The sequence below is a fragment of the Pseudomonas sp. 43A genome (assembly GCF_013363935.1).
GTDB lineage: Bacteria > Pseudomonadota > Gammaproteobacteria > Pseudomonadales > Pseudomonadaceae > Aquipseudomonas > Aquipseudomonas crudilactis.
In genome coordinates this window covers 5,845,141-5,859,217 of the sequence record NZ_CP054880.1, presented here as the reverse complement: position 1 = coordinate 5,859,217, position 14,077 = coordinate 5,845,141, and the positions used below count along the sequence as shown (strand labels likewise).

Genomic DNA, 14,077 nt, shown 5'->3' with positions numbered 1-14,077 from the left:
CGGGAGCCAGCCGATGGACGCCTCAGCCCTTCAAGAACAAACCCGTAAGGCCCACGCCTTCAAAGCCCTGCATGAACATTCGGGGACTTTCGTCATTCCCAATCCGTGGGACGCCGGCTCGGCAAAAATGCTCGCGAGTCTCGGCTATCAGGCCTTGGCGACGACCAGCGCCGGCTATGCGTTTTCACAGGGCAAGGCTGACGGTGCCTTGAGTCTTGATGAGACCCTGGCCAATGTCCGCGCGATTGTCGCGGCCACCGATTTGCCAGTGGCGGTGGACCTGGAAAACGGTTTTGCCGATGACCCGGCCGAAGCCGCGAAAAGCCTGATTTGTGCGGCCGAGGCGGGTGCGGTCGGTGGCTCGATCGAAGACGCCACGGGCCGTGCAGACGCGCCGATCTATTGCTTTGAACACGCCGTGGCGCGTATCGAAGCTGCGGTCGCCGCGGTGCGCACGTTGCCATTCCCCTTCATCCTGACTGCCCGTGCGGAGAATTATCTGCACGGCAATCCCGATATCAACGACACCGTTCGCCGCTTGCAGGCCTTCGCCGAGGCCGGCGCCGACGTGTTGTACGCGCCAGGTTTGCGCAACGCCGAAGAAGTGCTGGCGGTGGTACGCGCGGTGGCGCCGAAACCGGTCAACGTGCTGATGTCCGGCGGTTTGAAACTGACCGTGCAGGAGCTGCAAAACATGGGAGTGCGGCGGATCAGTACCGGTTCGGCCTTGGCGTTGGCAGCGTTCGGCGAGTTTTTCCGCGCCGCTGAAGAGATCCAGCAATCCGGCACCTTCGGCTTTACCTCGCAGTCGATGCCGTACGCCAAGGCCAATCAGTTCTTCCAGGGTTGAGCATGGGGCGATGGATTGCGCTAAGCGTCCTGTTGATCATCGGCGGCGCGTTGATCAGTGTCTGGCGCGGTTGGCTGGACGTGCCGTCAGAATGGAATCCATGGGCGCCGCTGGACGTCAAAGCCACGCCCAATTGGCTGACCGGCTACAAGCTGATGCGTTTGCGCAGCGACCCACAACTCTGTGCGCAAGCGTTGAGCAGCTCTGACTTGCGCGTCACGCGTCAATCCGACAGTCCTGACGCCAAGTGCCCGCTGATCGGCGCCCTGCGCGTACAGGGCGGTGAGGTGGCGCTGAGCAGCAGTTTTCTCGCCAGTTGTCCGCTGGCGGTGGCCTACGCGATGTTCGAGCAGCATTCGCTGCAACCCGCAGCACAGTCGGTTTACGGTCAGAAAGTCGTACGCCTCGATCACCTCGGCAGCTTCGCCTGCCGCAATGTCTACAACCGCGAAAGCGGCGCGCTCAGCCGTCATGCCAGTGCTGATGCGCTGGACATTGCCGGGTTTCGTCTGGCCGACGGCCGCAGCATCAGCGTACTCAGGGACTGGCCCAGGCAAAATCAGGACGCGCAGTTTCTGCGTCAGGTGCGCGATGGCGCCTGCGAGGCGTTCAGTCTGGTGTTGAGTCCGGATTACAACGCCGCCCATCGCAATCACTTTCATGTCGATGTCGGCCGCTGGAGCGTGTGTCGCTGAGGTTTAGGCGGCGAGGCGCAGGTTCTGCAGAACGATCGGACGGGCCCAGCCATTATCGAAGTCCAGCGCCTTCTGTTGCTCGACGATTTCTTCTGGCGGGAACGGCGGGTAGGGCTTCTGCATCAGGTCGAGGTCGAACTCGGCAATCGGCAGGTACAGTGGTTTCTTCTGCGGGGCCGGGCCAGGTTCTGGTGTTGGCTGACCATTGTTGATCACCACCGGACGCACCCAACTGCTGTCGAAATCCTGTTGCTCTTGCTGAGCCTTGAGTTCTTCAGGCGGGAACGGTGGGAATGGCTTGTCCAGCAGGTCCATTTCGAATTCGGCGATTGGCAGGAACAATGGCTCCGGCGGACGCACTTCGGTTTCGACTACATCGCACTCGCGCTGACTGACGATGTGCGCGTGCAGCTCGCTGCCGATGGTCGGTTCTTCAGGGCTGCTCAGGTCAACCGGTGGAAACGTGCCGCAGGCAGGCACCACTTCACTCGTCTGTTCGGCCATTGCCTGGGCAAAGAAATCCTGCCACAGGTGACTGACGCCGCTCAGTGCTTGAGTGTTGTGACGGCTAAAGTCGCCATGGGGCGAGATGTAGCCAATCGATGTGGGAAGAATGCCTGACATTTTTTTCGGTTGACGCTCAGCTCTGGCAAAATGCGCGTTGAATGAATTATCGGCGGTTTTTGCCGATCCTTGAATTTTTGAGCGTGTTTTCCATGATCGAGCAACCCGCGGCCTGCCGCATCCATGTCGAAGCCCTCGGCGCGACGTTTGAAGCGCAAGCGCAGCAGTGGGCCGAATGCCTCGGTCTGCCGCGTGAAGTGGCGGACGGCGAGTTCGCCTTGCAGGTTGGCGAACAGGGTTTGCAACTGCAACAGCTCGGCCCGGATGCACCAGGGCCGGTGCGGGTCGACTTCGTTGAAGGCGGGGCGGCGCATCGGCGCTTGTATGGCGGCGGCAGCGGGCAGATGATTGCCAAGGCCGTCGGCATCGCCCAAGGCGTGCGCCCGCGCGTGCTGGATGCCACGGCGGGGCTGGGCAAGGATGCTTTTGTGCTGGCCAGTCTCGGTTGCGAAATGAGTCTGATCGAGCGCCAGCCGCTGATTGGCGCGCTGCTGGAAGATGGTCTGGCGCGAGGCGCGGAAGATTTCGATGTCGCGCCGATCGTGGCGCGGATGAAGTTGCTCAAGGGCAACTCCATCGAAGTCATGCAGAACTGGGAAGGGGAGCCGCCGCAGGTGATCTATCTCGATCCGATGTTTCCGCACCGTGAGAAAACCGCGCTGGTGAAGAAGGAGATGCGTCTGTTCCGGCCGCTGGTGGGCGATGATCCGGATGCGCCGGCGCTGTTGCAGGCCGCTTTGGCTCTGGCGACGCACCGGGTGGTGGTCAAGCGCCCGCGCAAGGCACCGTGCATTGCGGGGCCGAAGCCGAGTCATGCGCTGGATGGCAAATCCAGCCGGTATGACATTTACCCGAAGAAAGCGCTCAAGGCTTAAGACCGAGGCGCCCCCATTCGCGAGCAAGCTCGCTCCCACATTTGAAATGCATTCCAATGTGGGAGCGAGCTTGCTCGCGAAGGCGTCCCCCCAGACACCACAGAATCAGGGGCGATAGGCGCGCATAAACAAAGCCACCACTTCCTCAATATGGCTCTCCGCAGCCTCTTCGCTCAACGGCTCCCCACAGCCATACAACAGCCGAAAATTCCCCGCACCCTTGATCAGGCAGAAGAAATGCTCAGCGGCATTGCGCGGCAGATCAATGCTCAGCGCACCGGTCTCGTGAATGCGCGTCAACAACCGCTCCATCCCTTGCACCATGCGCTGCGGGCCGGCCTCGAAGAAGATCAGCGACAGGTTCGGGTCCTGACTGCCGAGTGCCATGATCAAGCGGTGCAGATTCACCGACTCATCGCTGTTGATCAGCTGGTGAAAGCCTCGCGCAATGTTCAGCAATACATTTTCCACAGCGATGCCTTCGGGCAATTCGAAGAACAGTGGCGGTAATTGCTCTTCGCATTTGGCCACCACGGCGGCGGAGAACAGCGTCTCCTTGTCGTTGAAATGGCTGTAGACCGTCAGCTTCGACACGCCAGCCTCGCTGGCCACCGCGTCCATGCTGGTGTTGGCATAGCCATGACTCAAAAACAGAATTTTCGCCGCGTCGAGGATGGCCTGGCGCTTGGCCAGATCCTTGGGACGGCCCGGGCCGTTTGGAGCTGAAAGATTGTTCGACATTCTTCGCTTTTAATACTGGACTGGTGAGTTTGCTATTAATAACATACCCGCCAGTATAATTATTCCAAGCACCATTAGCGAAAGGTCCGTCACCATGTTCCGCCATGCGTTGTCCCTCGCGTTGCCAGTGAGTCTGGCGTTCCTTTTGTCAGCATGCGGTCAGGAAGAGGCGACGCAAGTCACCGTGCGACCGGCCATGGTGGTGCAGCCAGAGCCCTCGGCGCAGGCGATGGAAAGTTATCCGGGCGAGGTACGCGCCCGCTATGAACCCGATCTGGCCTTTCGTATTGGCGGCAAAGTCAGCCGACGACTGGTCGATGAAGGTCAGCGTGTGAAGGCTGACCAACCGCTCGCTGAACTCGATCCGCAGGACGTGCGTCTGCAACTGGAAGCCACCCGTGCTCAGGTTGCCGCCGCCGAAGCCAATCTCAATCTTGTGCGCGCCGAGCGTGATCGCTACAAAACCTTGATGGATCGGCAGATGGTCAGCCGCTCGGCTTACGACAACGCCGAAAACCTTTACCGTTCCGGTGAAGCCCGCCTTAAACAAATCAAAGCCGAATTCAACGTATCGACCAATCAGGCCAGTTACGCCGTGTTGCGTGCGCCGCAGGATGGCGTGGTGGCCAAGCGTTCGGTCGAGGTGGGGCAGGTAGTCGCCGCCGGGCAAACCGTGTTTACCCTTGCCACCGATGGCGAGCGCGAAGTGCTGATCAGCCTGCCGGAACAGAGCTTCGGCCGCTTCAAGGTCGGTCAGCCAGTGACAGTCGAACTGTGGACGCAACAGAACCAGCGCTTCGCCGGGCAAATCCGCGAACTGTCGCCCGCCGCCGATCCACGCTCGCGCACCTTTGCCGCGCGCATCTCCTTCACCGGCGGCAAAGTCCCGGCCGAACTGGGTCAGAGCGCCCGTGTGTTCGTGCAGTCGGCCGACAGCGTTTCCCTGTCGGTGCCGCTCTCGGCACTCACCGCCGAAAACGGTGCGACCTACGTGTGGGTCGTCAATGGCAACAACACCTTGAAGAAAACCCCGGTGCGCATCGGTCCGTTTGGCGAGAAAAGCGTGCCGGTGCTCGAAGGCTTGAACGCCAGTGACTGGGTGGTGGCTGCTGGCGTGCATGTGTTGCTTGAAGGGCAGCAGGTGCGTCCGGTGGATCGCTCCAACCGTGTGGTCAATCTGGCGGACAAGGAGTAAGTCCCGATGCGCTTCAACCTTTCCGAATGGGCGCTGCGTAATCGCCAGATCGTACTGTTCCTGATGCTTCTTCTGGCCATCGTTGGTGCGTTGTCCTACACCAAACTCGGCCAGAGCGAAGACCCGCCGTTCACGTTCAAAGCCATGGTGATTCAGACCCGTTGGCCGGGGGCGACCGCGCAAGAAGTCTCGCGGCAGGTCACCGAACGCATCGAAAAGAAACTGATGGAAACCGGCGAATACGAGCGCATCGTGTCGTTCTCGCGTCCCGGTGAATCACAGGTCACGTTCATTGCCCGCGACTCGATGCATTCCAAGCAAATCCCTGATCTTTGGTATCAGGTGCGCAAGAAGGTCAGCGATATTCGCCAGACCTTGCCGCCGGACATTCAGGGGCCGTTCTTCAACGATGAATTCGGCACCACGTTCGGCAATATCTATGCGCTGACCGGCGACGGTTTCGATTACGCGGTGCTCAAGGATTACGCCGATCGCATCCAGATCCAGCTGCAACGGGTCAAGGATGTCGGCAAGGTCGACTTGCTCGGTTTGCAGGACGAGAAGATCTGGGTCGAGTTATCCAACGTCAAACTGGCGACCCTCGGCTTGCCGCTGGCGGTGGTGCAACAGGCGTTGCAAGAGCAGAACGCGGTGTCTACCGCAGGTTTCTTCGAGACCGGTAGCGAGCGCTTGCAGCTACGGGTCTCGGGGAATTTTCAGACGGTCGAGGAGATAAAGAACTTCCCGATCCGCGTCGGCGATCGTACGTTCCGCATCTCAGATGTGGCCGACGTGCGTCGCGGTTTCAACGATCCACCGGCGCCGCGCATGCGCTTCATGGGCGAAGATGCGATCGGTCTGGCGGTGGCGATGAAGGATGGCGGCGACATTCTGGTGCTCGGTAAAGCGCTGGAAGGCGAGTTCTCGCGCATCCAGAAAAACCTTCCGGCCGGTATGCAATTGCGCAAGGTTTCCGACCAGCCGGCGGCGGTGAAAACCGGGGTCGGCGAGTTCGTTCAGGTACTGGTCGAAGCGTTGGCGATTGTCTTGCTGGTGAGCTTCTTCTCCCTCGGCGTGCGTACCGGCATGGTCGTCGCGCTGACCATTCCGCTGGTGCTGGCGATGACCTTCGCCTGCATGTATTACCTCGGCATCGGCCTGCACAAGATCTCTCTTGGCGCGTTGGTGCTGGCGCTGGGTTTGCTGGTGGACGACGCGATTATTGCTGTGGAAATGATGGCGATCAAAATGGAGCAGGGCTTTGATCGCATCCGCGCGGCGAGTTATGCCTGGACCAGCACCGCATTTCCAATGCTCACCGGTACGTTGATCACTGCCGCCGGGTTCTTGCCGATTGCCACGGCGCAGTCCGGCACCGGCGAATACACCCGGTCGATCTTTCAGGTAGTGACCATCGCGTTGCTCGCGTCATGGGTGGCGGCGGTGGTGTTTGTGCCGTATCTGGGGGAAAAACTGCTGCCGGATCTGGCGAAAATTCATGCGGCCAAACACGGCACCGGCGATGGCCAGCCTGATCCCTATGGCACGCCGTTTTATCAGCGCGTTCGGCGCTTGGTCGAGTGGTGCGTGATGCATCGCAAGACCGTGATCGTGCTGACGGTCGGGCTGTTTATCGCCTCGGTGATGTTGTTCCGCTTCGTGCCACAGCAGTTCTTCCCGGCTTCCAATCGACTGGAGTTGATGGTCGACCTGAAACTGGCCGAAGGCGCGTCGCTGGCCAATACCACCGGTGAGGTGAAACGGCTGGAGGCGATGCTCAAGGAGCATGCCGGCATTGATAATTACGTCGCCTATGTCGGCACGGGGTCGCCGCGTTTCTATCTGCCGCTGGATCAGCAATTGCCGGCGGCGAGCTTCGCGCAGTTTGTGGTGTTGGCGAAAACCATCGAGGAGCGGGAAGCACTACGCACTTGGTTGATTGAAACGCTTAACGAGCAGTTCCCGGCATTGCGTTCGCGGGTTACGCGGTTGGAGAACGGTCCGCCGGTTGGCTATCCGGTGCAGTTCCGCGTCACCGGTGAGCACATCGAAGAAGTCCGTGCGTTGGCGCGCAAGGTGGCGGCCAAGGTTCGCGAGAATCCGCACGTGGTCAATGTGCATCTGGATTGGGAAGAGCCGAGCAAGGTCGTGTACCTGAATATCGATCAGGATCGTGCCCGGGCGCTGGGTGTGAGCACGGCCAATCTGGCGAAATTCCTCCAGAGTTCGTTGACCGGGTCGAGTGTCAGCCAGTACCGCGAAGACAATGAGTTGATCGAGATTCTGCTGCGCGGCACGGTGCATGAGCGTACCGAGTTGTCGTTGTTGCCGAGCCTGGCGGTGCCGACGGATAACGGCCGCAGTGTGGCGTTGTCGCAGATTGCCACGCTGGAATATGGCTTTGAGGAAGGGATTATCTGGCATCGCAATCGGCTGCCGAACGTGACCGTGCGCGCGGATATTTATGGCAAGGAGCAGCCGGCGACGCTGGTGAAGCAGATCATGCCGACGCTGGATTCGATTCGTGCCGAGTTGCCCGATGGCTATTTGCTGGATGTCGGCGGCACGGTGGAGGATTCCGAGCGTGGGCAGAAGTCGGTGAATGCCGGGGTGCCGATGTTCATCGTCGTGGTGCTGACGCTGTTGATGGTGCAGTTGCGCAGTTTTTCGCGCACGGCGATGGTGTTTTTGACGGCGCCGCTGGGGTTGATCGGGGTGGTGCTGTTTTTGATGGTGTTCCGCCAGCCGTTCGGGTTTGTGGCGATGTTGGGGACGATTGCGCTGTCCGGGATGATCATGCGTAATTCGGTGATTCTGGTGGATCAGATCGAGCAGGATATCGCTTCCGGGCTTAGGCCTTGGCAGGCGATTATCGAGGCTACGGTTCGACGCTTCAGGCCGATTGTGTTGACGGCGTTGGCGGCGGTGTTGGCGATGATTCCGTTGTCGCGGAGTGTGTTTTTTGGGCCGATGGCGGTGGCGATCATGGGGGGGTTGATTGTTGCGACTGCGTTGACGCTGTTGTTTTTGCCGGCGTTGTATGCGGCTTGGTTCCGGGTTCGTCGGGAGGGTTGATTCTTGTGTGACGTGGCGGCCTTCGGGCCGACCATGTTCTTGGAGTTTTGGGTGAATATCCGTTTTTGTGGGGGCTGCCGCTGGCGGTTTCGCTCTTACAGCGAGTCCCTTTGGCAAACGCCCCAAAGGAACCAAAGGTCTGTGCCCTGACGTTCGGCCCGCTCGCTGGGGCTCGGGGTTCCTTCGCTCCGGGATCGATCCGGGGGCATCGCTTCCGGTTTGCTTCGCTGCACCTACTTTCGATGTGTTCGACTTCGTCGAGCGGTCGCTGCGCTCCCACCCCCGGATCAATCCCTCCACTCAGCCTGCCGACGGGCTTCCAGATCAAGATCAAAAGCCGCAGCCGAGCTAACGCTCATCCTGTTGAGTGGTGAGCAGCCGAAGCGATGCGAGGTGGGAGCTGCCTTGCTTTTGCTTTTCTGTGGGAGCGAGCTTGCTCGCGAAGGCGGCCTGACAGCCGACCTGTTTTTTGCAGGTGTACTCAATCCAACTGGAGCGAGCCTGCTCGCGAAGGCGGCCCGACAGCCGACCTATTTTCCGCAGGTGTACTCAATCCAACTGTGGGAGCGAGCCTGCTCGCGAAGGCGACCCGACAGCCGACCTGTTTTTTGCAGGTGTACTCAATTCAACTGTGGGAGCGAGCTTGCTCGCGAAGGCGACCTGATAGCCGACCAGTCTCTAGCTGACGACCCATAGCCCGCTTTACCTGCGCCACTTCCTACATCTTTTTCAGAAGCCTCTGATCTTGAGCCAGATTGCCTCGGATGTTGTACTCCAGCCTCTGCTTTCCAGCTTTCCTGAGTTTGTCTTGATGAAAAAGCCGCCAGCATTGAAAGGTAGAACCGACCCGGTGTTCGACTTATTGGTGCGCCCGCCCCACAAGCATCGTTTGGCGGATTATCTTGCTTTGCTCAAGCCGCTCGATGACCAAGGTCGTTATCTGCCATTTGAAGCGTTGCGTTATCGCTGGGCGCCAGGGCTGGATGCCAAACTGTGTTGGGCCTTGGTCAAGAAGGCGCGGGCTGCCCAGCACATTAACCTTCTGCCACTGGGTGAGCCGGTGCAGTGGGGCAAATTTCTGCTGACGCCGCTGGCACAGAAAACCATTTCCATCGTCGATCGGCAGGCCAGTACCGCGGCGCTGGAATACATGACCAGCCAGATCGGCGAGCGGGCGCATTTCAGTTATCTGCTCAATGACTTGATCGAAGACGAGGCCATCGCCAGTAGCCAGCTGGAGGGCGCGGCGACTACCACGCGCGTGGCCAAGGACATGCTCAAGCAGCAGCGTTTGCCTCGTACTCCGGATGAACGCATGGTGATGGGTAATTACCGAATGATGAATTTTGCCTGGGAGAGGCGTTACGAACTCATGAGTGTGGAGTTGATCACAGCGATCCATCGGGTAGGCGTCGAGGGAATCGATGACGAAAAGTACTCTCCCGGAGTATTCAGGATCAATGATGAAGTGGTTGTTCAGGACGGTGCGGGCAATACCGTACACCGGCCACCACCTGCGGCAGGATTGGCCGCGCGGCTGGAGAGATTGTCGCACTGGCTCAACCTGCCCGAAGGCTCACCGCACGAGAAGAACTATCTGCATCCACTGATCAAGGCGATCACACTGCATTTTGCCTTGGGTTACGAACACCCATTTCGCGACGGCAATGGGCGAGTCGCCAGGGCGTTGTTTTACTGGTTCATGTTTAAAAACGAATTTGCAGCGTTTCGCTATATAGCGATCAGTTTGTTACTGCGTAATGCACCGGTGAAATATGGACGCTCATATCTGCACACCGAGGCGGATGAGTTGGATCTGACATATTTCATCGAATTTCAGTGTTCGGTCATTCAGCGAGCGGTGCTCGGGTTTACCGATGTTTACCGCGAGAGCGTGGGCTGCACCGAGGCGTTCGAGCGCAGGCTGACGAATTGCGGCTTCTTCGATCAACTCACGGAAAAACAACGCGCGTTGTACGAGGTGGCACGAAACGGAGTGGCTAGGGAGTTCACCGCGAGCAATGTAGCTGAGAATTTTGCTTGCTCGTATAGCGAGGCGGCTTCGGCACTAGACGGATTAGATGAGTTGCGGGTTTTTGAACGAAGGAAGATGGGGCGGGAGTGGGTGCTCTTTTTACGTAACCCTGTCGGTGGATGGAAGCACGGGAGCGAATTCCTTCGCCCCCATGTTGCAACTGCCTAGAGCGTGCCGAAGACTTTCTTCGCCAAACTGGTCGCCGCAGCGGCCGGGTTCTGGCGGATGGTTTCTTCCTGCTTGCCGATCATCTCGAACAAGCCATTCAGCGCTTGTTCGGTGACGTAGTTTTCAACATTGGCGCTCTTCGCATCAACAACGCCAAACGCAGCGGCCTGACCAGCAAACGAGTTGTACTTCTGCGCGACGCCAACCTTGTCGGTCGCTTGCTTGACGATTGGCAGGAACTTGGCGCGGATCTGTTCGCGGCTGGATTTGTCGAGGTATTGCGTGGCCGAATCCTTGCCGCCGCTGAGGATGCCTTTGGCGTCTTCCACGCTCATTTTCTTCACGGCGTCGACAAGGATTGGCTGGGCTTGAGTTACAGCGCTTTCCGCAGCCTTGTTCATCGCGGTTTCCAGTTCTTCGACCTGGGCGCCCATGCCGAAGGCTTTCATTTTGCTGGCGGCTTTGCCGAGTTTGCCCGGCAGTTCGATCTTCACGTCCGGGTTGTTGCTGAACCCGCCGGGGGTGCCCAGTTGTTTGACGGCGATTTGCGCGCCTTGGGTCAGGGCATCCTTGAGGCCGCCGGTGGCGTCTTTTTGCGACAGGTCACTCAGCGACAGGGCCAGCGCGCTGGCGGAGATCATCAGGCCTGCGCAGAGGCCGGCGAAGCGAAGGGTAGGGCGGAGCATGGCGGCTTCCTTGTTGCGGAAAAGGGCTGCGGAAAATGAGTTAACGAACGGCGTCGACGCGGATTTTCAGCGGCTGCGGGTCGTTGCCGTCGAGTTGCACGGCGTGGTTTTCGGTGGTGATGAACATCAGTTCGCCGTTGACTTCAATGCGCGCGCTGACCGAGTAGCGATGGCCGGGTTTGACCTGGGCTGGATCGTAGCTCAAGTGGAAGGGCAGCGGCACCTGGCCTTGGACCGGGCCTTTTTGCTCGTCCAGCACGACGGCTGGCGCGTCGGCCAATGAAACGTCTTGCAGGCTCACGCTGAGGGTTGCGCTCGGTGGCAGGGCGATGCGCTGCAGGTAGAACACTTCACCGTCGAGGCCGACCTTGCCGGCAGGTGTGGTCGATTGGCAGGCGCTGAGCAGCGTGGCAGCGGCAAGCAGGGTGAGTTTTTTCATCGGAAGTTCTCCTTTCAATGTGGGAGCGAGCCTGCTCGCTCCCACCAGGTTTGCATCAGGTCTCGGGATGAGTGATGACCTGATCGGCAGCATCCTCACTGCGATGCAGCGCGACCTGACGGATCGACAAACGAATCTCCGCCGGCAACACGCGTTTGGCCGCGCCTTCGGCGAGTTCGCCGAGCAGCTCGTGATAACTCAGTTTGCCAGCCTCGTCGCGACGCAGCACGTCGAGGTCGAGCAAGGTCTGGATGAAGTGGCGGAACAGGCTCTTGTCGAAGAACTCCGGTGCGTTGAGGCCGTGGAGGATCGACAGGCGCTGGGCCATGACCGTGCAGAGGTCTTCCAGCTCTTCGGCGCTGATGCTGTTCTGGCCGCTGTTGAGCAGCAAGGACACGGTCATGTAGAAGCGCTGCAAGGTCTGCGCGATGCTCTTCGACAGCAGCGTCAGCAGGACGAAATGCCGCGAGCTCGGTGCCGGACGCAGATAAACATCCTTCTCGAAACGCAGCAGGCCTTGCTCGACGAACGCTTCCAGCCACTGATCGACCACACCGTCCAGTTCTTCCAGCGTCCAGCGAATGAACAGTTCCGATTGCAGGTACGGATACAGCGCGCGGGTGTAGCGCAGGATCTGTTCGCGGCTCATGCGCGAGGCGCTCTGGAAGAAGCTCGCCAGCAGCGCCGGCAACGCGAAGATATGCAGCACGTTGTTGCGGTAGTAGGTCATCAGGACGGCATTTTGCTCATCCAGATAGAGAATCTTGCCCAGCGCATCGTTCTGCTCGGCGAGCAGGTCCATGTCCTTCACATGCTCGATCAGCGCGCGGCCATCGCCTTCGGGCAACGTGGTGTGCGGCGAGTACGGTACTTTGCGCAGCAGCGCCAGATACAGATCCAGCACTCGCGCCATGGCGCGATCGTCCAGCGCCAGACGCGTAGTCGACAGCAGCGCCAGCGCCACCAGGTTGACCGGGTTGATCGCCGCCGCTTCGTTCAGATGTTGCGCGACTTTCTCGCCAAGGCGATTGGTGGTTTCGTTGAGCCACGCCGGTTTGTACTGCGGACCGAGTTCCTGCTGGCGCCAGTCCGGCTGCTCGGCATCGAGGAATTCCGCCAGTTTGATCGGCTCGCCGAAGTTGACGGCGACCTGACCGAAACGCTGCTTCAGCGCGCCGATGACTTTGAAAATATCGAAGATCGATTCTTTCTTCTTGCTCGCGCCGCGCAGCTCGCCAAGGTAGGTGCGACCCTCAAGCACGCGCTCGTAACCGATGTACACCGGCACAAACACGATCGGCATGCGCGACGAACGCAGGAAGCTGCGCAGGGTGATCGCGAGCATGCCGGTTTTTGGTTGCAGCATGCGCCCGGTGCGCGAGCGGCCACCCTCGACGAAGTATTCGACCGGGAAGCCTTTGGTGAACAGTGTGTGCAGGTATTCGTTGAACACCGAGGTGTACAGCGGATTGCCCTTGAATGTGCGACGCATGAAGAATGCACCGCCACGGCGCAGCAGGCTGCCGATCACCGGCATGTTCAGGTTGATCCCGGCGGCGATGTGCGGCGGGGTCAGGCCGTTGCGGAACAGCAGGTACGAGAGCAGCAGGTAGTCGATGTGGCTGCGGTGGCACGGCACGTAGATCACTTCGTGGCCTTGCGCGACTTTCTGCACGCCTTCGATGTGGTTGACCTTGATGCCGTCGTAAATCTTGTTCCAGAACCAGCTCAGCACCACTTCGAGGAAGCGAATGGCGGTGTAGGTGTAGTCCGAGGCGATCTCGTTGCCGTAGCGCAGGGCCTGGGCCTTGGCTTTTTCCGCGGAGATGTTTTCGCGCTCGGCTTCGTCGAGGATCGCTTGCTTGACCAGTGGCTGGTTGAGCAGACCTTTGACCAGGTTGCGACGGTGGGAAATGTCCGGGCCGATGACCGCTGCTTTCAGATTGCGGAAGTGCACACGCAGGATGCGCTGGGCCATGCGCACGGTGCGCTCGTGGCCCTTGTTGTGCTCAATCAATTCGCGCAGATGAATCGGCGCCGAGAATTGCACACGGGTTTTACGGCCGAGGACGATGATGCTCAGCAGCCGACGCAGACGTCCGGTAACGGCCCAACTGTCGGCGAACAACAATTTCCACGGACTGTTTTCGCTGTCCGGCGACTGACCCCAGAACACGCTGACCGGAATGATCTGCGCGTCTTCGGCAGCGTTCTGCGTGAGCGCGCTGACCAGACGGGTCAAGGTCGGCGGCGCACCGCGTTTGTCCTGGCGGCCGAGCCAGTCGGGATCCGGCGTCAGGTAGAAAAACGCCGCCGGTTCGATCAGCGAACCGACCGATACCGGCAACACCGGACGCGGCAGGCCGGCCTTGGTGCACTCGGTGTCGAGCACGGCCAGATCGGTCAGCGAAGGGTTTTGCAGGACGTAGAACACCGGACGACTGCGGTCGAGGTTGAGGGTGAACGACGACTGGTTGATCGTCTCCGAGCGAACCCAGAGGTACAACAGTCGGCGCAGGGTGCCAAACACAAGACGGCGGAACGGGGAACGGGTCATACGGCTTCTGCATGAGTTGATAAACCGAGCGGTTGCTCGGGAGGTCGACAGTTTGCCGTATTCACCGAAAATCGGCAAAAAAGCGGCGAAGTAATCTCCTGTTGAGAGTTTTCGCGCCTGTCATATACTCGGCGGTC

11 protein-coding genes are annotated in these 14,077 nt (G+C 59.7%); 6 read left to right on the top strand and 5 right to left on the bottom strand.

Annotation, left to right across the window (positions count from 1 at the left end; genetic code table 11):
• Window positions 1–13: 13 nt before the first annotated feature.
• Both HUW52_RS25815 and HUW52_RS25810 read left to right on the top strand, forming a co-directional pair.
• The gene (locus HUW52_RS25815; RefSeq protein WP_175555235.1) at window positions 14–850 is read left to right on the top strand and encodes an oxaloacetate decarboxylase; all 837 of its coding nucleotides are present in this window, start codon (window positions 14–16) and stop codon (window positions 848–850) included.
• Between the two features lie 2 nt (window positions 851–852).
• Window positions 853–1,545: an extensin family protein gene (locus tag HUW52_RS25810; protein WP_175555234.1), complete on the top strand. Its 693-nt coding sequence runs from the start codon at window positions 853–855 to the stop codon at window positions 1,543–1,545.
• Window positions 1,546–1,548: 3 nt separating this feature from the next.
• Here the strand turns inward: HUW52_RS25810 and HUW52_RS25805 are convergent, their stop codons facing one another.
• Window positions 1,549–2,169: a hypothetical protein gene (locus HUW52_RS25805; protein ID WP_016983603.1), complete on the bottom strand. Its 621-nt coding sequence runs from the start codon at window positions 2,167–2,169 to the stop codon at window positions 1,549–1,551.
• Window positions 2,170–2,261: 92 nt separating this feature from the next.
• On the opposite strand from HUW52_RS25805, the gene HUW52_RS25800 reads away from it, so the two are divergent.
• Complete coding sequence (locus HUW52_RS25800; RefSeq protein WP_026000488.1) at window positions 2,262–3,044, top strand: class I SAM-dependent methyltransferase; 783 nt, start codon at window positions 2,262–2,264, stop codon at window positions 3,042–3,044.
• Between the two features lie 105 nt (window positions 3,045–3,149).
• Here the strand turns inward: HUW52_RS25800 and HUW52_RS25795 are convergent, their stop codons facing one another.
• Window positions 3,150–3,785, bottom strand: a complete 636-nt coding sequence (locus tag HUW52_RS25795) for a TetR/AcrR family transcriptional regulator (RefSeq protein WP_016983601.1) — start codon at window positions 3,783–3,785, stop codon at window positions 3,150–3,152.
• Between the two features lie 94 nt (window positions 3,786–3,879).
• Between HUW52_RS25795 and HUW52_RS25790 the strand changes: the two genes are divergently transcribed.
• The 3 genes from HUW52_RS25790 to HUW52_RS25780 all read left to right on the top strand — a co-directional run bounded on the left by HUW52_RS25790 (window position 3,880) and on the right by HUW52_RS25780 (window position 10,258).
• Window positions 3,880–4,980 (top strand): efflux RND transporter periplasmic adaptor subunit, encoded by a 1,101-nt coding sequence (locus tag HUW52_RS25790; protein WP_123594900.1) that lies wholly within the window; start codon window positions 3,880–3,882, stop codon window positions 4,978–4,980.
• Between the two features lie 6 nt (window positions 4,981–4,986).
• The gene (locus tag HUW52_RS25785) at window positions 4,987–8,055 is read left to right on the top strand and encodes an efflux RND transporter permease subunit (RefSeq protein ID WP_175555233.1); all 3,069 of its coding nucleotides are present in this window, start codon (window positions 4,987–4,989) and stop codon (window positions 8,053–8,055) included.
• Window positions 8,056–8,866: 811 nt separating this feature from the next.
• Window positions 8,867–10,258 (top strand): Fic family protein, encoded by a 1,392-nt coding sequence (locus HUW52_RS25780; protein ID WP_175555732.1) that lies wholly within the window; start codon window positions 8,867–8,869, stop codon window positions 10,256–10,258.
• Here the strand turns inward: HUW52_RS25780 and HUW52_RS25775 are convergent.
• The 3 genes from HUW52_RS25775 to plsB are packed head-to-tail and all read right to left on the bottom strand — an operon-like array spanning window position 10,255 to window position 13,940.
• Window positions 10,255–10,944, bottom strand: a complete 690-nt coding sequence (locus HUW52_RS25775) for a DUF4197 domain-containing protein (protein ID WP_016985113.1) — start codon at window positions 10,942–10,944, stop codon at window positions 10,255–10,257. The genes HUW52_RS25780 and HUW52_RS25775 overlap by 4 nt on opposite strands.
• A 40-nt stretch (window positions 10,945–10,984) precedes the next feature.
• The gene (locus HUW52_RS25770; protein WP_175555232.1) at window positions 10,985–11,383 is read right to left on the bottom strand and encodes a YbaY family lipoprotein; all 399 of its coding nucleotides are present in this window, start codon (window positions 11,381–11,383) and stop codon (window positions 10,985–10,987) included.
• A gap of 55 nt (window positions 11,384–11,438) precedes the next feature.
• Window positions 11,439–13,940, bottom strand: a complete 2,502-nt coding sequence (gene plsB, locus HUW52_RS25765) for a glycerol-3-phosphate 1-O-acyltransferase PlsB (RefSeq protein ID WP_016985111.1) — start codon at window positions 13,938–13,940, stop codon at window positions 11,439–11,441.
• Window positions 13,941–14,077: the final 137 nt, after the last annotated feature.

What these genes read in the sequence shown, in the direction of transcription:
- HUW52_RS25795 (WP_016983601.1), bottom strand. Translation starts at nt 3,785, where the DNA reads ATGTCGAACAATCTTTCAGCTCCAAACGGCCCGGGCCGTCCCAAGGAT.
- HUW52_RS25775 (WP_016985113.1), bottom strand. Translation starts at nt 10,944, where the DNA reads ATGCTCCGCCCTACCCTTCGCTTCGCCGGCCTCTGCGCAGGCCTGATG.
- HUW52_RS25805 (WP_016983603.1), bottom strand. Translation starts at nt 2,169, where the DNA reads ATGTCAGGCATTCTTCCCACATCGATTGGCTACATCTCGCCCCATGGC.
- HUW52_RS25790 (WP_123594900.1), top strand. Translation starts at nt 3,880, where the DNA reads ATGTTCCGCCATGCGTTGTCCCTCGCGTTGCCAGTGAGTCTGGCGTTC.
- HUW52_RS25815 (WP_175555235.1), top strand. Translation starts at nt 14, where the DNA reads ATGGACGCCTCAGCCCTTCAAGAACAAACCCGTAAGGCCCACGCCTTC.
- HUW52_RS25780 (WP_175555732.1), top strand. Translation starts at nt 8,867, where the DNA reads ATGAAAAAGCCGCCAGCATTGAAAGGTAGAACCGACCCGGTGTTCGAC.
- HUW52_RS25770 (WP_175555232.1), bottom strand. Translation starts at nt 11,383, where the DNA reads ATGAAAAAACTCACCCTGCTTGCCGCTGCCACGCTGCTCAGCGCCTGC.
- plsB (WP_016985111.1), bottom strand. Translation starts at nt 13,940, where the DNA reads ATGACCCGTTCCCCGTTCCGCCGTCTTGTGTTTGGCACCCTGCGCCGA.
- HUW52_RS25800 (WP_026000488.1), top strand. Translation starts at nt 2,262, where the DNA reads ATGATCGAGCAACCCGCGGCCTGCCGCATCCATGTCGAAGCCCTCGGC.
- HUW52_RS25785 (WP_175555233.1), top strand. Translation starts at nt 4,987, where the DNA reads ATGCGCTTCAACCTTTCCGAATGGGCGCTGCGTAATCGCCAGATCGTA.
- HUW52_RS25810 (WP_175555234.1), top strand. Translation starts at nt 853, where the DNA reads ATGGGGCGATGGATTGCGCTAAGCGTCCTGTTGATCATCGGCGGCGCG.